The sequence below is a fragment of the Micromonospora sp. NPDC005324 genome, assembly GCF_040607155.1.
GTDB lineage: Bacteria > Actinomycetota > Actinomycetes > Mycobacteriales > Micromonosporaceae > Micromonospora > Micromonospora trifolii.
This window is the reverse complement of sequence record NZ_JBEXGE010000065.1, coordinates 1-17,213: the sequence shown is the minus strand read 5'-3', so window position 1 is coordinate 17,213 and position 17,213 is coordinate 1. Positions and strand designations below refer to the sequence as shown.

Genomic DNA, 17,213 nt, shown 5'->3' with positions numbered 1-17,213 from the left:
GATCCTCAGCACCGCATCAGCATCGGTCATGCCCCATGATCCCTCGATGTGACGTCACCTGACCAGACGATTCAAGATCGACAGGACAGGCCCTAAGCCATTCAAAGCACTTTCGCTGCACCGCATTCAGGAAATGGCCAGGAGGCTGCATCAACTGCAAAGCTTCCCTTGGTTCGATAGCGTCCTCAATGGCGTTAGAACGCGTGAGTTGAGTGGTGCAGCGTTTGAGCTAGATATGCTTTGGACTCTGCAGATTGCGAGTCCGTACGTGCAGACTGAGATAGAGGTAGGAATTAAAGGAAGAGATTACGACGCGAATGCACTTATGGATGACAAGGTGGTGCCGGTCGAGGCGAAAGCGAAGGACGATCGCACGCCTTGGTCGCCAAAGACGGTCATCAACACCGTCAAAGGGGCGGCGAAGCAGTTGCCAAAGGGAGACACTGGACTGCTATTCTTTCGTGTGCCATTTCTATGGGTCGGCCCGCACCTTGAGGAAATTTATACAGATGTGCTTGGGAAAGCAACTCGGCAGACCTCTCGCATCGGGGCGATCGTGACCGTTATCGACAAACCCCATCTGAAGGATGAGAGGTTCGCGAGCGTTAGCCGTCATTTTCATTTGTTCGCGACCGAGGAATGTCCTGATCACATCTTTTCGTTTTGCATGCGACTGAAGCAATTCCATGAAGCGGAATGGACACATATGGCCCCAGAGGCCCCGTTTTGAAGCTGCTGCCGTTGACGGAACGCTGCCTTCGCCAGCACCGTCCGGCGGCGCCGGTCTAAATCAAGAGCACTAACATGGATGTCTCGGCATGGGTTCTGGGGGCGGCGGCGCATGGCAACGATCCGAAAGAAGATGTACGTCGAGTATGACGACAGCTCCGATCTGACAAAGTCGCAGAAGGTTCCTGGCAAGTCCAGCCCGTTGACTCGCGAGCGGGGTACCAACAATCTCGGCCAGGTCGTCCTCAGTGACATCGACGAGGACGATGAGGGACCTCCGGTGCACGTCTATCTCGTGGATTCGCCCGCGGGCGAAGCGCCACCGGCGAGGCCGTTGCTCACGGAGGAAGAAAAAGCCAGGATCGTCGGCGCGCTCTACGATCTTGCCGTCTGGGCCAGGCCGCATGTGCAGAGGTGGCTGATTGACCGGGCGGCGCCGGCTGTGAGGTCGGCGTGGGGTCGTTGGAGATCTCGCGAGCGCGGCCGGACGGACGTCCGTGCCGGGCGGGCCCGGTCCGTGCAGGCGGCCGTGGCTGATGGGCCGTTAAAGCCGGGCGACGCGCTCGAGGAACGCCAGCCAACCATGAGCACAGAAGAGAAGCGCCGACGTTTCGTGGCGGCCCTGCTGCACCGGCTGTACAGCGAGGAGCAGCTGAGGATGATCCAGGAAGCCCACACGGAGGACGATGGCGGCGACCTGCAGGAACTGGACAGCATGCTCGATAAGCTTGAGCACCTCACAGTCAGGCAACTCCGGTCGGCGATTACGCAGGTGCTGGACGCGGATCCATCCTTGGCCATTGGCGTGCCGGTTGAACTCGAAAGCGTCCTCGGTCCAACTCGCCCCGACGGCCGTGTACTCGAGTCACGGAAACGGTCCGCGAAGTCGTCCTGACCCAAGCTGGGGGAGGAAAGATTGCGCTTGCGTCGCATTCGATTCCCATACTCAGATCGAAATCTCACGTTGCCACATCCAAGATCATCAAGGTCCAGAGAATGCACACCCCCACGGCTTCCCCGAGCGTGGGTCGAACAGCTCACCCCCGACGGACGGATCGTGGCCTGCCTGCCCATCGCCGCCCAGCCCTCCACAACCCTCATCGCGACCATCACCCTCACGGCGGGGCAACCGCACATCGAGACGATCACTTTCGGCGGATACGCTCAGAGCACCGCCGTCCCCGTTGACGACGCGCTGACTATCCCCGGCCGCTGGGTGGACTACTGCATCCAGCAGCCCGAGCCGGCGTGGATATCTATCAGCTGGCGCGACCGCGACGACCAGCATCACAGCGGCGCCCGCACCGCCCTCAACCTGCTACTGAACCCTGGTCACACGGAAACCTACGCCGATGCACCGTTGGACTGGCTGTCATGGACGGCCTTCTCCGTCATCGTCGGCGGCTACCACCGCAGCATCGCCGCACTCCGCGACGGCATACGCGGCATCGGCCACACCACCGCAACCTCAGCCGCTGTAATCCTGACCGACTCGACCATCATCGCCGACAGCCGGGACTCCGCATCCCTGACAGCGCTGCGGACGTGGCTCGGCCAATGGGAACAGGCCGCACGACCCGCCGTGGATTGGTTCACACCCACCCTCGCCCTCAACGAGGACGATGATCTTCCAGGCTGGGACCTACGACTCAAGAACCACGAATGTGCAGCATCCGTTTGAAGTAGTCCCGCGCGGGCGGCCAACAACCCGCGGGCATCAAGCGACCGGAGCCCCCGGTGGCGTGTACTTGTCGCCACCCCACCCGTAGCGGACCGCTTCATCCACCACCTGCTGAACCGCGTCTTCAATCAGCTCCCGCGCGTCCACGTCGTCCTCAACCCTCCAGCCGTATCGGGAGGTCTGATCCAGAAATAGCACGATTGCGTCCACCACCACCCCGCTGACTCGTACCACGAGCGACCATGACGGCCCATGCACCCGCACGACCACGCCGCCGGGCCCGGACCCGACCCACAACGCTCCCGGCCCACCCCGCTGCACCACCTCCGGGGCCTCCACCAAGGGCCGCCGCATCGCCGGGTCATCCCCGACCCGCGTCGGGAACAGACGCATGGTGATCACGTCCGCCGCGCTGTACCACATCTCAGGCGGCAACGGGTTCACTAACGCGGCGCCCACCTGCTCAGCAAGTGCCCTGCGACGCCGGGCCGACTTCGACAGCCCCGCAGGAGCCGGTGCCACCACTGCCTGCCGCGTAACCGGATCACTTTCCGACGGCATCACCATCGACGGTTCCTCGCTGGCCGCCTCAGAGTGGCCACGCTTCACCGTGACCTCGCCCCGGCCACCGGCGTCCTCGGCTCCGTCAGCGTCAGGAGAGGCGCCGCCGTGGCATTGACGAGGTCGCTGACGAACTTGTCGATCTGATGTCGGGTTACACCTGGCATGCAGATCACATGGCTCCAGCCATCGCTGGACGGTAGCGGCCACCGCTGAAGGACCGCTGGCGGTGGGGTGCGCAGCACGACTGTCAGTGCCTCTGGATTGCGCCAGCTCGGCCAGCCCATTTCCTGTAGCCGTCGGCAGGTGTACGCGGCCAACTCGCGGCCCTCGTACGTCCGAGCGCGTAGACCGTCGCGGCCATGACGGTTGATGGCGCTCCACAGCATCACGGCCGCGTGGCCGCTGCGGGAGCCGGAAATGGTCCCGTCGGCGCTCCCGGTGTAGGCGACCAGTTGGTCAAGTTGTGCGGTATGACGCCTTCGGGCGATGACCACGCTGCAGGGCAGCGGAGTGCCGAGGAACTTGTGGCCGCTGACGCAGATGCTGTCCGCGCCGTCTGCGAAGTCGAAGCCGGGTGGGTCGTCAGCGAGCGCCAGAGATATCCCGGAGAGCGCGGCGTCGCTGTGGATGTGCCGCCGCGTCACCGCGGCGTGGTCGAGTGTGACGCGGATCTGTCCGACGTCATCGACTGCTTCGGTCATCGTCGTCCCGACGTTCGCCACGACGATGGCAGGTCGGTCGCGGTGCCGGCGGGCGAGGCGGGCGAACTGGTCGTAGTCGAGCTCGCCGTTGGACTGCGTGCCGACGATGACCGTGTTCATGCCGAGCAGGTGGGCGGCTTTGGGGACGCTGTAGTGGGCAGCAGTCGAGTGGAAGACGATGCCGTTGGGGTAACGGCTACGCGCGAGGTAGAGGGCGTATAGGTTGCTCTCGCTGCCGCCGCTGGTGATGTAGCCCCACCAACGCTCCGGTGCGCGGAAGAGGCCGGCGAGGAAGGCCAAGACCTCGCGTTCGAAGTCCTTGCTGTGCGTGGGATGGGTCGGGTCGGTGTCCGGGTCGCCGACGTTGTTGAGCAGATGCGCAAGCAGGGGCGCCAGGCTCTGGTAGTCGACGTCGACCGCCGCGGGGAAGCCGATGTTCGTGGTCCGCGCGGCGGCAAGCCGGCGGAGGAGGGCATCGAGTCGCGGGTCGCCGGTTGGGCCGTCGAGGACGGTAGTTGCCATTGTTCGCCTCCGGTAGACGGTGGGGATGGACCGTTCGGATCGAGTCGCAGCGGTGCTCAGGGATGTCCTTGGCCAGCTGTCAGAGGCGGCTTCTCCAGGCCGCTACTGCTGCCATGCCCGGCAGCGCAGCGGTTGCGGCGAGTGCGAGGGGCAAACCCCACGGATGCCACAGGGCCGCGCAGCCCGCCGATCCCACGGCCCCTCCGAGGAAGAAGGTCAGGTTCAGCAGGCCAACAGCGCCGCCTCGGTCCCGCGCGTGCGTGTGCGCCGAGACGGTGGCGGTCAGGGTGGTCTGCGCGATGGCGAAGGCCGCGAATCCGGCGGTCGCCGCGCACGCCAGCGCCGCCGGACGCCGGTCCGTTGCGGCGAACACCACAGCGACGCTGAAGGTGGCAGCCGCGCCGGCCAGCACGCGGTGCGGCTGAAGACCGCGAGCCGCGATGGTGGCGAGGCGTGCCATCACCGCCGCCGCGACTGCGCCGGGTAGGAGCAGAAGCCCGACGCCTTGGGCGCTGTAGCCGAGGCGGGTCAGCATCTGCGGCACGGCGTAGACGCAGGCGAACAGCCCGCCGTACACGCCGGCTCCGACGAGGCCAGCGAGGTAGAACCGTCGGTTCCTCACCACGGCTAGCGGTAGGAACCCGGCGGGGCGGTGCTTGCTGTGCATGATCAGCAGGATTGCGAGCGTGCAGGTGCCGGCCAGCAGGGCGAGGACGGTGGGTTGCGGGATGCGCAAGGTGGTGGATTGGATCGTCAGCAGCAGCCCGGCTGCGACGAGCACCAGCAGGCCGGCACCCGCCCCGTCGACCCGCCCTGCGATGCGTCGTCGGGAGTGGGCCAGCGGCCAGCACAGCGGCAGCGCCACCAGCGACAGCGCGGGCAGCACCAGTGCCGCTCGCCACGACGCGGCAGTGACGAGCGCACCGGCCAACGGTGCGGTGGCCGAGAACAGGGCCATCATCGCGCCGAGTCGCGCCAGCACCCTCGGCCGCTGCGGCCCCGGTTGGCCGGCGGCGAGCGTGAGCGCGGTCGCGGTCATCGTCCCGGATCCGGCGGCGATCAATGCGCGGCCGGCGACGGCGACGATGAGGGTGGGCGCGCTCGCGCAGAGGATCGTGCCGACGGCGAGGAGAGCAGCACCGAGGGTGAGTACGCGGCGGGGCCCCCAGATGTCGATGGATCGTCCGCCTACGGCCGCGCCGATGCCGAGTCCGAGAGCGTGGATCGTCAGGATCCACACCGCAGCCGATGGAGTGGTGTGTAGTCCGGCGGCGGCGGCTGGCAGCGCTACGGCAGCGGCGCTGACTCCGTAGATGGCTGGCCCGTACAGGGTGCCCAGGCGCCAGCCCAGTCCTGCTAGAGCGGGCGTGGTTGGCGCACCGGTCCCAGTCACGTTGCGGCTCCTTTGCCGGTTCGTTCGGGCAGCAGGAGGCGGCGGTCGCCGGCCAGGGAAGTGCCGGCGACCGCCGCCGGTCAAGACCGCCGGACGCGCGGGCGGCTTCGGATAGGCGCAGCGTTGGGTGCGCCTGAGGCGAGGCGGTCGTGTAGCTGCCGGGAGTTCCCGGCTAGCACCTGGACCCGCGCGGGCGTCGCCCGGACGGCGGGCGTTGCCGGTGTGGCAGGGACCGGTGGTGCGGGTGGTCGAGGGTGGCTCCGGTGCCAGGCCCATGCCGCAGTGGCAACGACTACCGGGAGGATCACCAGACGCCCACCGAACGCTGCGACCGCGCCGACGACGACCGCTGCGGCGGCTGCGCCTGTGCGAATCACCGCAGACGAGAGCAGCTTTACGGCGGCGGCGAGTCCCAGCAGGGTGACCGATGCCACGAGCACCGAGAACGCGCGCATCAGCAGGTCGACGTCAACCACCGCTGGCGCCTCCAGCGCTGCGGCCCCGACCGCCGCCGCGCCGCTCGCTTGCACGGCGAGGCTGCGCCTCGGCACCCCCGCGGCACCGTTGTTGGCGAGCCACCGTGGTAGTGCGCGGTCCCGGCCCAGCGCCGCACCGGCGCGCGCTGCGGCGGCAATGAAGGTGAAAATTGCGCCGAAGGTCAACAGCAGCGCGCACAGGGCAGTGACCGCCATTGCGCCCGGCCCGGCGGCTGGGTCGAGCAACAGCATCAGGGGCACCTCGGTATCTCCACCGGCAGCGCCGAGTACGCCGATGGTGCAGATCGCGAGACCGGCGTAGAGCAGGGCGATGATGCTCAGGCTCGCGGCGGCGACGACCGGCAGCTGCTGGCGGGGGCGCGTGAACTCTCCTGCCAGGTTGGCCGCGGCTTCCCAGCCGCATACAGCGACGAACAGCACCGCGGCGGCGCTGCCGATTCCGGCGAGGCCCTGCGGGGCGAATGGTTCGAACCGGCTGGCTGCGACATGTGGCAGCGCCACGGCGACGACCGTCGCGAGGAGCGCGAAGAGCCCCCCGGTGAGCGCAAGGTGTACACGACCAGACACGTGCAATCCGAATAGGTTCATCACGTACGCCAACCCCAAGACGCCCGCGGCGATCCACCCAGCCGCAGTAGGTCCCCAGCCCAGGGCGGTGGCGGCGTACCGGCCGCCGGCCAGTGCCCCGGCGACCATGCCGAGCGGCACTGCCGCGTAGAACCACCACCCGACGACGGTGCCCACGGCAGGTCCGAACGCCCGCCGGGTGAACGTCGCCACCCCGCCTGCGTCGGGGTATCGCATGCCGAGGGCGGCGAACGCCGCCGCGATCGGGACCGACACTGCCAGCATGGCGGCCCAGGCCAGCAGCGACGCCGGTCCGGCGGCGTGCATGGCCAGCGCGGGGAGGATCAGGACGCCGGGCCCGAGCACCGCCCCGACGTACAGGGCGGTGCCTCGGGCCACACCGATGCGCCCGGTCACCGGGCCGCGTCCGGTTCGGTGGCGTCGTCCTGGCGGGAGCGGGTGGCGAGCGACCGCAGAACCCGGGCCAGGCTGTCTCCCGACGGCATGCCCGGCTCACCGAACAGGCGTGCTTGTTCGGCTTCAACCGGACCCTGGACGCGGCGGGCCAGGTCCATGCCGGCCTGGGTCGGGCGCAGGACCACCCGCCGGCGGTCATCCTCCTGAAGGTCCCGGCGTACCAACCCACGGTCGACGAGCGACACGAGAGCGTTGGTCAAGGTGGCCTTGGCGATGCCAACCTCAGCGGCGGCCGTGCGGGTTTCGACCGCGCGGCGCGCACACACCAACACCAGCACGTCGTAGGTGGTCCAGGTCAGTCCCTCGTCGCGCAGAACGCCGCGTTCCACCTGGGCGCGAACAGTGTTGGCGGTGCGGACCAGCTGCGCCAGCGGCCCCGGCCGTGGTGGCGGCATCCGAGCGGCGTTGACCGGCGGTCGGTAGATGCCCGCGACTCGACGTGGCCGGCGGTCCGTTGCGGCGCTCATTCCATCCACCTGCGCCGTGCCGGGCGCCGGTTGGGCTTGCGGTTGCGGCGCTGTCCGACTTGCCCGCCGCGGTCCTGCGGCGGCGGCGGTTGCGGCGCCGGCCGGCGCCGACGCTCGATGCTTTCATCCTCGTCGTACATGTCTTCTCCCCCGTGCTGTTGCTGATGACCTACCTGCCGCCTCCTAGCAACGCCTCACCCCCTCTGCTCGCCGAGCGGGGCGCCGCGTTGGCGCATGAACTCGACCGGGTTGGTGGAGTTGGAGGTGTCCAGGTCGCACCGCGATCCCGAACACACGCTCTGGTGGGTTTGGAAGTGCAGGTGCGGGCCGGACGAGTGGCCGCTGGTGCCGACCAGGCCAAGCCGCTGACCGGCCTGCACGGTGTCGCCCTCGCTGACGTCGGGCCGGCGGACCATGTGGCAGTAGCGCGTGCCATACCCGTCGGCGTGCACCAGGTCGACGTACCAGCCACACCCCTTGGCGGCAGGGCTGCCGTCGACGTCACAGTTGCCGGTGCTCGAGTCGCAACCCGCCCACACCACTCGCCCGGCGCTGGCCGCGTGGATGACCGTGTTACGCGCCGCGCCTAGGTCGACTCCGGCGTGGAATTTGCCGTCACGCGGCCCGTAGCGGCTACCCACTGCAGCACCTAGCGGCGCCGTCCACCCCGACGCCGCCACCGTCACCGGGTCTGACGAGCAGTCGGCGAGGCTGGCCCCGGGTAGGTCGGCGATCGTCGCGACGCCGACGACCGCAGCGACGACCTGCTCGGCGGCGTGCTCATACGTGCCGTAGCGGTCGGGGAACGCGGAGACCTGAACGCGTTGCGCGGCGACGGTCAGCGGCAGGTTTTCCCACCGGCCGATGCGCTGCAGCTTCGTGTAGAACTTCGTGGCGGCGTAGACCGGGTCGATGATCTGCGCAGGTGTGCCCCACCCCTGGCTGGGACGCTGTTGGAACAACCCGAGGGAGTCGCGGTCACCGCCATTCAGGTTGTGCAGGCTCGACTCGACCATGGCCGTAGCCACGGCGATGACCCACCCACGGGCCGGCACACCTTGCGCCCGTCCCACGGCAACGATCTGCGCGGCGTTGCTGACCTGTTCGGCGTTCCACCGTCCCACCGCCTCGACGGCCCCGATGGCCGAGCGCAAAGGGCCGGTGGCGGCACAAGCCGACGCCGGCGCAGGGTTGTTGAGCACCACCGCCACGGGCAGCCCACACAGCAGCAACGCGGCCACGATCGCTGCGCCGAGTCCGATCCATCCGCGGTTCACCGCGCCGCAGCCTCCTCGCGGACACCGAGCGTGGCCACCAGCCACCGGGCGTCGCTGCGCACACAGACCACCCGCAGCACCCCGGCGTCGGTGCTGACATCGACGTCGACCCGCTGCGCCGTGGCCGCCGCCGCCCGGCCCGTGCCAGTTACCCGGGTGGCGGGCACGTTGGCCGGCAGCACCGTCGCGAGCAGATCGGCGTAGGCGGGAACGGCGTAGGGACGTACCCCTGCCAGCCAGCTGTCGGCGGGCAGGTCAGGGCGGGCCCAGGCCCGCACGAACCGGAGCGCGGTGGTCACCGCCGCCGGATCGGCCGTGCCTGGCGTGGCCCGCAGGACACCGTCGGGATCCGCAGCCAATGTGTCGGCCGGCACCGCACCTTCGGGATGGGGGCCGGTGGCAGGCGTGCTGCCGCTCGGAGCGGGACCGCTCCCGGCACACGCGCTGAGCAGCAGGGTAGCTGCTCCCGCGATGGTCGCCCTGACGAAACGTGGTGTCACTGCCGCTCCTCGGGCGGGACCTGCTCGTCTGGTGACCGAAGCGCGGCGTTGAGTTGCTGTCCAAGCAGGCGCACCTGATGGTGGATCTCCACGAGCTGCGGGCGCGCTTGCGGCTGGCCAGCCACGACCTCGACCAGTGCGTCGATGTCGTGGCGCAGCTGCTCCAGGCCGACGCCGATGCGGGCCAGCGGAGCGCTGGCGGTGCGCACGGTGACATTCATTCGCCGACGTCGCGGGTGTAGTCCCCGTCGAGGTGCCCGTCGCTGGACCAGTCCAGCTCCGTCTCGCGCCGCGTCGTCTCGTCCAACTCTGTCCATTGCTGCCTGTCCTCCTGTTGGTCGTCGCGCCGGTTGTGGCGCGCGTTGTGTATGTCGGCGATGTAGTCCTGGAGCGAGTCGACGCCCTCGCGCAGCCCGAACAAGGCGGCCTCGAAGCGTTGCCAGTCCCAGACGTTGGTGACCTCTGCCGGCTGAGTCATGTCGTCCCTCCTTCTGCGCGCGCCGGCGCCGCTTGCTGCCGCGCGGCGATGTCGCCGGTGACGGCCTGTTCGGCGTCGTCGGGCCATGGCGCGGACCAGACGGCGTCGGCGCTGCGGGGTGTGTGGTGCCCGTGCCGACAGCGGGTGCTGTCCCACGCCTGCCACCGGTGCCGGGCCCGGTGCAGCGCCTCATGCCAGCGCAGCGGCGCGTCCGGGTCGGCTTTGCCGGAGTACGCGTGGTGCCAGGACACGCTCAGCGCGGTCAGCTCCTCGACCAGGGCCGGGTGGGCTGGCCAGCACGCGCCGAGGTCCTGGGCCAGGCCGTAGCGGTCGACGAGCCACCGCGTCCAGGCGATCAGCCACGCCCACAGTTGCCGCGCGGCATCGGCGTCCACGTTCCGCCAGCAGTGGCCCGCCGGCGCCCATGCCGCGTCACCGTCGATCGCCTCGACGCGTTCACCGAGCGCGACGTGCGCCTCGGCGAGGCGTTCCACGCTGACACGCAGCGAGTCGATGAGTTCGGCAAGCTCAGCGATCGCCCGCTGTTCTCCCGACGCCTCGGCCGGGACATCGAACAGGAACCTGCGGTCGGTCATCAGCGGCGCCGCCCTTCGAGTCGGGCGGTGAACGCGGCCTGCGCGACGTGGAAGCGGTCTGCGTCGGGGCGCTCCCACCACGCCGGTTGCACGACCTCGACCGGGGGCATGTTGCCGAGCAACACCAGGGCGTGGCCGGTCGGCAGGGTCCGCAACTCGGCGAGATCGAGCAGGTTCTCCCGTCGAGCGTTCTCCTGCACGCTGGCGCGCCCTCCGCCCCAACTGGCCGCCGACGACAGCTCCTGCACCTGCCCGAGCAGCGACTGCGCGTCCTTGAGAGCCGCCACGTCCTGCGTGCCGCCCATCACGAAGCGGGCGTTCGCACCGTCGCGCAGGGCCTGCCCACCGTCGCGGCCCCACCGCTCCTCCAATTGGTGGGTGTTCTGGCAAGAGATCGACAAGGCGATACCAGCACCACCACCCTCAGAGGCCAGCGCGGGCAGCGACGGCAACGGGGCGATGTTCGTGATCTCGTCGCCGATCAGGTAGAGGCAGGGCTCTACCCGCCCGCCCGGTGCGACGAAGGATCGTTGCAGGGTGCGGTAGATGATGTCCTCAGCGATCGCGCTGAACAGCGGCGCGACCAGCGACTGCCCGCTGCGGGTGCCGACCAGATAAAGGGTGCCGGACTCATCCAGCCACTGCTCGGGCTGGAACTGCTCGCCGCGCGGTGGGGAGCATGCGCGCAAGATCCGGGCGTTACTGAACGGATCCAGCGCTCCGAAGACGACAGACTGAATACTCTCGCGGCCACGGCCACTGGACTCGCGGTGGAATGCCAAGCGGTCGGCCCACACCGTTTGCTGGTGATGGCGCAGAATCAGCTCGGCCCGCGGGTCGCTGGGGTTGGCCGCCCAACTGGCTACGTCGGTCAGGGTGGCCTTTTCATCAAGAGCGGCGGCGTGCAGCAGACCGCGAATAATCGATGCCGCCTGATCCTGAAAGTATTGACCGTTCTCTACATCACCCTTGAGGCCGGCCCCGGCGGCGAAGCCCTTCGCGCGCAGCGCCGCGATGTCCGGATCGTGCGCCCCCTCGATCGGCGACCACCGCAGCCGGGGCAGTCCAGGCACCTGCCCCTGCGGCTCGAAAATCCATGTCGGACCAACCTCGGCACGCAGGTAGTAGGTGACCGCCGCGACGTCGAGGCGGGTGGAGGTGGAGATCACTGCCCCCCGGGCGTCCGCGACCCGCGGCACGATGTAGCGCGACGTCTTGTTGGCGAACCGGGCGGCCCCGGCGAGGAGCTCGGTGTACTCGTTGGCGAGGTACAGCGGCTCCCCGGTCAGCGCGTGGTGCCCCAAGAACCGCGCCACCTCCAACGGGTCCTTACGGCGCTGGGCCTTCGCGTACGCGCTCTCGGGGCGGTCAGTCGCCCGAATGGTCAGGCCAGGCCGGAGGACGTCGACGCGCCGAAGCACCGCCGACGCGGTCACCACACGGTCGAGGTCCTTTCGGCTGGCGAACCCTCGCCGCTGCACCCGCCGCTGTATGAAGCGGACCGCCGGCATGCCAAGGCCAGCGAAGGCTCCAATGAACAGGCCGAACCACAGCACGTACAGCAGCGCGGTCGGCGGCAGGTCCGCCTGGGCCGCAGTGGGCCATGCCGCCGCCGGGTCGCCGCCGTTGAGGATCATCCGCCCGGCAATGCCGGGCGCGTCCGTCGGCGAGGTGTCCGGCCACGCGGCGTGGGTGAGCACGCCACCGACCTGCCCGGCCAGCCACAGAGTGAAGGTGCCCAGCAGCGTGCAGAACACGGCAATGCCCAGCAGAACCAGCCGGGCCAGGATGTCGGCGCGGGGCATGCCGCGGCGCGGCAGCCGGCTTCCGGGGGACATCAGCGAGCCGGCCATCAGCGCACCTGCCCCACCGCGGCGGACTCCCGCGCCTCGTACTCGGAGTCGGTCAGCTCCCGCGGTTCGTTCTCGGGGTTGTCGCGCATGCGGCTGTCGGTGTCGACCATGGCTTGCTCGACGCTGGAGAGTTGGTGCTTGACGACGTAGGAGCGCAGCCCGACCTTCCACAACCCGACGCCGCGGCGCAGGTGCAGCAGCAGGCCGGTTTCCGTGTCGGTGGTGCCCAGGAATTCGCGGGCGGCGTCCAGCGAGCCCGGCGCCTGCCGGTAGGAGACCCGCACACCGGTGTCCTCGATGAGGCCCCGGGCGATGCGGACCTGCTCGGAGTCGGCGCTGCCACTGGCTGCCAAGTCCGAAAATCGGTGAAACGCCAGGATGTTCTCCGTGCCCAGCGCCCTGGCCAGCTTCATCTGCTCCCGCATCCGCCGTATCAGGCCGAGGTGGCGGGTGACCAAGGCGAACTCGTCGTACAGGCACACCCTCGGCGGGGCGTCGGGGCGGGTGAGCTCCGCCTCCAGCCACGACTGGGCGCAGGTCATCGCCATCGCCGTCATCTGATCCGAGGTCCGCACCGCCCGCAGGTCGAGGATCGCCCCCGGCTGCTCGAAGTCCACCGTCAGCGTCGCCGCGGTCGGTGCGTCGAAAATCCCGCCGAGCACGCCGGTGATCAGCCGCTCCAGCGCGAGACGGACCCGACGGCTATCGACGGCGAACTGGTCGACGTCGTAGTTCACCCCGGCGAGGCGGTGCGCCCACACCCGCGGGTCACCCATCGCCCCGAGGACCAGCGACAGGGTCGGGGTGGCCAGCCGTTCAGCGCTGGTGCCGTCGTCGCTGTGGGTCACGGCGTCGAGGGCGTATTCGATCAGCGAGCGCTCCGCCTCACTGAGGGCACCGCCGAGTTGAATCTCGAGGAGCCCTTCGAGCAGCAGCAGCCGGCGGGCCCGCTGGATCTGCAGCCACTCCGGCTCCGTCTGCCCCGGCTGGCGGCGGATGCCCGCGAGAGGGTTCATCACGACACCCGCGCCGGGGCCGACGCGCACCGGGCGGATCCCGGCACCTTCGGCGAGGGCGTCGTACTCGCCCTTGACGTCGACGACGAAGAATCGGGTGCCGAACGGGATTCCCCGAAACGCGATGCTCTTGAGCAGCGACGACTTCGCCGAGCCGATCTCGCCGGTGACCACCATGTTTGGTGCGCTGAGCAGCCCTGCCCGGTACAACTCCCGCATCGAGAACACGAACCCGGTCCGTGAGTACACCTCCTGGCCGATCAGCGGTCCGTCCACCCCGAGGCCGGGGCCGGCGACGAACGGGTACACGCTGCACAGCTGCGCGCTGGTGGTGACCAGCGGCGGTAGCCGCAGCCGCCAGAACGCGCGCCCGGCGGCCCGGCCCAAGGCGCCGCGCCCGTCAACCGGCGGTGCGCCCAGCAGCCGCTCCGATGTCCGGCGCAGGGCGCGCTGGTCGCGTTCCAGTTCGGCCTGGGCCGCAGCGAGATCCCGCCGGTCTGCGGATTGCGCGATGTGGTGCGCGAGCGATCCTTCTCGTTGCACCCGTGCGCGGCTCACGCCAACCACCCCCGCATCGGCTTGAGCCCGCGGGCCAGGGGAAGCGCTCCGGCGATGAAGCCCTGGTCCTGTTCGCCGTAGAGCACCACCGCCTGGCAGCCGGTGCGGCCCAGCACCCGTTTGATCGCCCGCACGTCATGGCGGAGTTGCTCTTCGCTGTCGGCGGTGACGGTGACGACGATCGCGTAGCGGTAGCGCACGTGCCCGGCCGCCTGCTCCCGGTCGACCTGCTCCACCGAGCGGGCCTCCTCGTCCTCTCGGGCGGTGCGCACCAGGCGCATCTTGCGTTTGGTGATCTCGTCGCCGGCGCGGGCGACCTTGTCCCGGCGGGTCGCCAACTGGGCGAGCTGCGCGGGTACCGGCTCGGCGATGACCGTGACCGCGCGTCGACCGACGGTGCGGGTGAACAGGGCGGTCATCCACGTCATCGCGACCGGTTGACGCGGCATCTCGTAGACCCACAGGCTCTGGGAGAACCCGGAGTCGTGGCGGTAGGACGACCAGCCGATGTTCTCGGCGGCAATCGGCCCGGCCATGTGCGGTGCCACCCCGGGCGTGGTCGAGGCACGCATGTCCACGTGCGGCTGGTCCTCGGGGTCGAACTGGGTGCGCAGCACCGCCGCGTACTCCCGGGGCGTCAACCAGCCGACGGTGTCGACGCCGGCCTCCGCGACTGCGGCCTGCACCCCGCCGAGCTTGTCGAGCACGACGGTGGCGATGGCCGCGTCGGTGCCGCCCGCGTCGGTGATCTCCGCCGATAGCTTCTTGGTGTCGAACACGACGCTGAGGTACACCTCGTGGCGCTGCGTTGACGGCGCCGCCGCGGCGGTCAGTTCCGCCAGCGATCGGTACGCGCGAGTGTCGGTGTCGACCGCTTTTTGCACCAGGTAGCGCTGCGCCCGGTTACCGGAGTCCGGAACTGCGCGGGCCGTCAGCGCCCACCTGGTCAGACCGCTGTCGGCGTACTCGGTGCCGAGCAGGTTCAGCACGTCCGCCCACGCGGCCAGGCGCTGCTGTTGCACCGACGTGTCGGCCAGGACCAGGTTGCTGCCCGCGCAGAGCAGGGCCGCGGTGACGGTGTCCTCGCGGCGGTGGTGCAGCAGCCCCACCTCGGTCAATCCGTCGGCGGCTACCGCCGGCAGCCAGCGGTAGCCGGCGGCGGGACCGGGCAGATGCAGATGCGTGCTGCCGGGGGTGGCGGCGAAGGCACCACCGCGGTAGCGGTCCTGACGGGCGGCGCGCTGCGCGAGGGCCCCGGCGACGATGGGCGCCCACTCGGTGACGCGCCGCCCGCGTAGCCGCAGCAGGCCCACCGTGAGCAGGAGCAGCGCCGCGAGCAGCATGCCACCGGCAGCGCCCTGCCGGCCGGTCGCGAGCAGGTTCGCGGCGACGACTAGGCAGATCACGCCGGCGACCGCCGTGCCGATCTGGCCTGCCGAGAAGCCCATGATTGAGCCACGCGTGGACCGCGGCGGAAACTGGAACTGGGTCACCTGGACTCCTCACCTAGACCGGGACGATGGGTATTTCGGCGGCGCCACCCGCAGCGGCGCCCCCTGCGCGACCTGCCCCGGCGCCGGAGGCGGCACCGCCCTGCGGAGGCTGGCCTGAGCTGGACGGCCCGGCTGGGCTGTGCCCGGACGTCTCGTTCGTCGGAGCAGGCGGTGACGGCGAGGTGGCGGCTGAAGGTGGACCGGTCGGGGTGGTGGCGCCCCCGCCGCTCGGGGCCTGCGGGCCGTCCTCGCCTTGCGAGCTGCCGGCTGCCGCGCCGGTGGCCTTCTCTCCGATGGCGTTCGGTGTGACCGGCAGCGCGGGCTGTCCGCTGGCGTCTCCGGGCGCGGTGAGCTGCCCCTGCGCCACATCGGTTTGAGCGGTGCGGGAGTCGCGCTCGATCCCCTCAGCTTCTTGGGCGTTCTCTCCGCCGTCGTTTTCAGCTCCCGGTTCACCGCTCGGCTTTCCGACCTGGTCGCCGTCGCCGCTACCTTGCAGCGCCCCCACCGCCTCGGGAACGGCGCTGGGCCGCGTGCCGAGCGGGCCAGCACCGCTGGTGGGGTTTGTCGGAATCGCGTCGGCGTTGCCCTGCATCAGAGATGCGGCGTCTGGGCCGCCGCCGCTGTCGCCTCCACCGCTGAGCGGATCGGCCAGGCGGCGGGCGGCGGCGTCCATGCCGACCGCGCCAGCGGCGGAGGTCAGGAAGCCTCGGGCGTCGACGTCGGCCAGGTAGCCGTCCCACATGCTCGTCAGCCGCAGCAGAATCCACGGCGCGAGCACCATCAGGATGATCATGAACATGCCCCGCAGCACGTTGAGGACGTTGTCGCTCTCGTAGGTGCTGCGTGTGCCGTAGATCCACAGGGCGGCGATGAAGAATTTCGAGCTGGCAAGGGCGTTGCAGGTCCAGAACCACTTACGACCCCACGAGCGGGTCTCGGCCATCACCTGACCGGTCATCGCCATCGCCCCGAACAACGCTGCCCCGGCGGCCAGCAGGGAGCGGAACAACAGCATCACGAACACCAATACCAGCCCGATCACGCTGATCACCGCGACGACGAAGGCCAGCAGGATCGTGCCGGTGTCCGCGGTGAGCGCGTTGAGCGCGTCCACCCACATGCTCGGCTGCCAGTCGCGTTCCTGATTGCGGGCGATCAGCGCCACGGTCGCCTCGTCCCACGCGGCCATCAGGATGTAGGCGATGCCGCCGGCGAAGGCGATCCCGAACATCGCGCGCACCAACCCGCCGAGGGTCGCCAGGGGCCCGGGGCCGTTCATGCGCAATCCGTTGATCGCCGTGGAGATGAGGAAGATGAGCAGCACCATCAAGATCAGTACGCCGGAGATGTCGTTGTAGACGTCGTAGAACGGCTCGTCCGGCACGGCGGAGGACTGTTCGAACACCACCTCGGCCAGCTTGCTCAACGCCCAGGCGAAACCTGCTACGGCAATGTCGGCCAAGCCCTCGAACCCGGACCGAGCGATATCCTTGGCCTTTTCGTCGACTCTGCAGCTCACACTGAGTTTGCAGCCTTCGGGCTTGACGGACGAGAACGGCAGCAGCGACGTACGCAACGCTTCGCATCGATTTTTCTTGGCGGTCCACCGTTCGGCGTTGCCCGCGTCCTCGGCGGCGCTGTCGGCGAACCGCTCGCACCTCACGGGCGAAGCGCCGTCTTTCGGAGACTGATCGTCGAGCACCGACGCCGTGTCCGCCGGCGGCGGCGACTGCAGGGTGAGCGACACCGCGTCGCAGCGTTCCTGCTCTACAGCGCCGGCAGCCTCACCGCAGTCGGTGATCCACCCGTCGCCGGACTCCCATTCCGCCCACGGAAGGCACCAG

At 69.5% G+C, this 17,213-nt stretch carries 17 protein-coding genes; 3 read left to right on the top strand and 14 right to left on the bottom strand.

The genetic code is table 11. From position 1 onward, the window contains the following. Positions 1-133 precede the first annotated feature (133 nt). The 3 genes from ABZS40_RS34780 to ABZS40_RS34770 all read left to right on the top strand — a co-directional run bounded on the left by ABZS40_RS34780 (position 134) and on the right by ABZS40_RS34770 (position 2,410). On the top strand, positions 134-730 hold the full coding sequence (locus ABZS40_RS34780; RefSeq protein WP_354948727.1) for a hypothetical protein: 597 nt from the start codon (positions 134-136) through the stop codon (positions 728-730). A gap of 111 nt (positions 731-841) precedes the next feature. Next, entirely contained in the window at positions 842-1,624 is a 783-nt protein-coding gene (locus tag ABZS40_RS34775) for a hypothetical protein (protein WP_354948725.1), read from the top strand. Between the two features lie 162 nt (positions 1,625-1,786). Beyond that, positions 1,787-2,410 (top strand): hypothetical protein, encoded by a 624-nt coding sequence (locus ABZS40_RS34770; RefSeq protein WP_354948723.1) that lies wholly within the window; start codon positions 1,787-1,789, stop codon positions 2,408-2,410. 36 nt (positions 2,411-2,446) lie between these two features. Here ABZS40_RS34770 and ABZS40_RS34765 read toward each other — a convergent pair whose 3' ends face one another. The 14 genes from ABZS40_RS34765 to ABZS40_RS34700 all read right to left on the bottom strand — a co-directional run bounded on the left by ABZS40_RS34765 (position 2,447) and on the right by ABZS40_RS34700 (position 17,116). Then, positions 2,447-2,977: a hypothetical protein gene (locus ABZS40_RS34765; RefSeq protein ID WP_354948722.1), complete on the bottom strand. Its 531-nt coding sequence runs from the start codon at positions 2,975-2,977 to the stop codon at positions 2,447-2,449. A gap of 38 nt (positions 2,978-3,015) precedes the next feature. Further along, on the bottom strand, positions 3,016-4,197 hold the full coding sequence (locus ABZS40_RS34760; protein ID WP_354948720.1) for a histidine decarboxylase: 1,182 nt from the start codon (positions 4,195-4,197) through the stop codon (positions 3,016-3,018). 79 nt (positions 4,198-4,276) lie between these two features. Continuing rightward, positions 4,277-5,590 (bottom strand): MFS transporter, encoded by a 1,314-nt coding sequence (locus ABZS40_RS34755; protein WP_354948718.1) that lies wholly within the window; start codon positions 5,588-5,590, stop codon positions 4,277-4,279. 80 nt (positions 5,591-5,670) lie between these two features. Next, complete coding sequence (locus tag ABZS40_RS34750) at positions 5,671-7,071, bottom strand: amino acid permease (RefSeq protein WP_354948717.1); 1,401 nt, start codon at positions 7,069-7,071, stop codon at positions 5,671-5,673. Next, on the bottom strand, positions 7,068-7,598 hold the full coding sequence (locus tag ABZS40_RS34745) for a MarR family transcriptional regulator (protein ID WP_354948715.1): 531 nt from the start codon (positions 7,596-7,598) through the stop codon (positions 7,068-7,070). Before ABZS40_RS34745 ends, ABZS40_RS34750 begins: the two co-directional genes overlap by 4 nt. Before the next feature lie 194 nt (positions 7,599-7,792). After that, a complete protein-coding gene (locus ABZS40_RS34740; RefSeq protein WP_354948713.1) occupies positions 7,793-8,875 on the bottom strand; it encodes a M23 family metallopeptidase in 1,083 nt (360 codons plus the stop codon). Continuing rightward, positions 8,872-9,249 carry a hypothetical protein gene (locus ABZS40_RS34735; RefSeq protein ID WP_354948711.1) on the bottom strand — a complete coding sequence of 126 codons (378 nt, stop codon included), beginning with the start codon at positions 9,247-9,249 and terminating at the stop codon, positions 8,872-8,874. The genes ABZS40_RS34740 and ABZS40_RS34735 overlap by 4 nt, the downstream gene beginning before the upstream one ends. A 122-nt stretch (positions 9,250-9,371) precedes the next feature. Beyond that, complete coding sequence (locus ABZS40_RS34730; RefSeq protein WP_354948709.1) at positions 9,372-9,596, bottom strand: hypothetical protein; 225 nt, start codon at positions 9,594-9,596, stop codon at positions 9,372-9,374. Continuing rightward, a complete protein-coding gene (locus ABZS40_RS34725; protein ID WP_354948707.1) occupies positions 9,593-9,853 on the bottom strand; it encodes a hypothetical protein in 261 nt (86 codons plus the stop codon). Before ABZS40_RS34725 ends, ABZS40_RS34730 begins: the two co-directional genes overlap by 4 nt. After that, positions 9,850-10,449, bottom strand: coding sequence for a hypothetical protein (locus ABZS40_RS34720; RefSeq protein WP_354948705.1), 600 nt, complete (start codon positions 10,447-10,449; stop codon positions 9,850-9,852). The genes ABZS40_RS34725 and ABZS40_RS34720 overlap by 4 nt, the downstream gene beginning before the upstream one ends. Continuing rightward, complete coding sequence (locus ABZS40_RS34715) at positions 10,449-12,302, bottom strand: TraM recognition domain-containing protein (RefSeq protein ID WP_354948704.1); 1,854 nt, start codon at positions 12,300-12,302, stop codon at positions 10,449-10,451. The genes ABZS40_RS34720 and ABZS40_RS34715 overlap by 1 nt, the downstream gene beginning before the upstream one ends. After that, entirely contained in the window at positions 12,302-13,876 is a 1,575-nt protein-coding gene (locus tag ABZS40_RS34710) for a hypothetical protein (RefSeq protein ID WP_354948702.1), read from the bottom strand. The genes ABZS40_RS34715 and ABZS40_RS34710 overlap by 1 nt, the downstream gene beginning before the upstream one ends. Then, positions 13,873-15,369, bottom strand: coding sequence for an SCO6880 family protein (locus ABZS40_RS34705; protein ID WP_354948700.1), 1,497 nt, complete (start codon positions 15,367-15,369; stop codon positions 13,873-13,875). Before ABZS40_RS34705 ends, ABZS40_RS34710 begins: the two co-directional genes overlap by 4 nt. Before the next feature lie 13 nt (positions 15,370-15,382). Beyond that, positions 15,383-17,116 (bottom strand): hypothetical protein, encoded by a 1,734-nt coding sequence (locus ABZS40_RS34700; protein ID WP_354948698.1) that lies wholly within the window; start codon positions 17,114-17,116, stop codon positions 15,383-15,385. Positions 17,117-17,213 lie beyond the last annotated feature (97 nt).

What these genes read in the sequence shown, in the direction of transcription:
- ABZS40_RS34780 (WP_354948727.1), top strand. Translation starts at nt 134, where the DNA reads ATGGCCAGGAGGCTGCATCAACTGCAAAGCTTCCCTTGGTTCGATAGC.
- ABZS40_RS34775 (WP_354948725.1), top strand. Translation starts at nt 842, where the DNA reads ATGGCAACGATCCGAAAGAAGATGTACGTCGAGTATGACGACAGCTCC.
- ABZS40_RS34765 (WP_354948722.1), bottom strand. Translation starts at nt 2,977, where the DNA reads ATGGTGATGCCGTCGGAAAGTGATCCGGTTACGCGGCAGGCAGTGGTG.
- ABZS40_RS34760 (WP_354948720.1), bottom strand. Translation starts at nt 4,197, where the DNA reads ATGGCAACTACCGTCCTCGACGGCCCAACCGGCGACCCGCGACTCGAT.
- ABZS40_RS34745 (WP_354948715.1), bottom strand. Translation starts at nt 7,598, where the DNA reads ATGAGCGCCGCAACGGACCGCCGGCCACGTCGAGTCGCGGGCATCTAC.
- ABZS40_RS34730 (WP_354948709.1), bottom strand. Translation starts at nt 9,596, where the DNA reads ATGAATGTCACCGTGCGCACCGCCAGCGCTCCGCTGGCCCGCATCGGC.
- ABZS40_RS34725 (WP_354948707.1), bottom strand. Translation starts at nt 9,853, where the DNA reads ATGACTCAGCCGGCAGAGGTCACCAACGTCTGGGACTGGCAACGCTTC.
- ABZS40_RS34720 (WP_354948705.1), bottom strand. Translation starts at nt 10,449, where the DNA reads ATGACCGACCGCAGGTTCCTGTTCGATGTCCCGGCCGAGGCGTCGGGA.
- ABZS40_RS34715 (WP_354948704.1), bottom strand. Translation starts at nt 12,302, where the DNA reads ATGGCCGGCTCGCTGATGTCCCCCGGAAGCCGGCTGCCGCGCCGCGGC.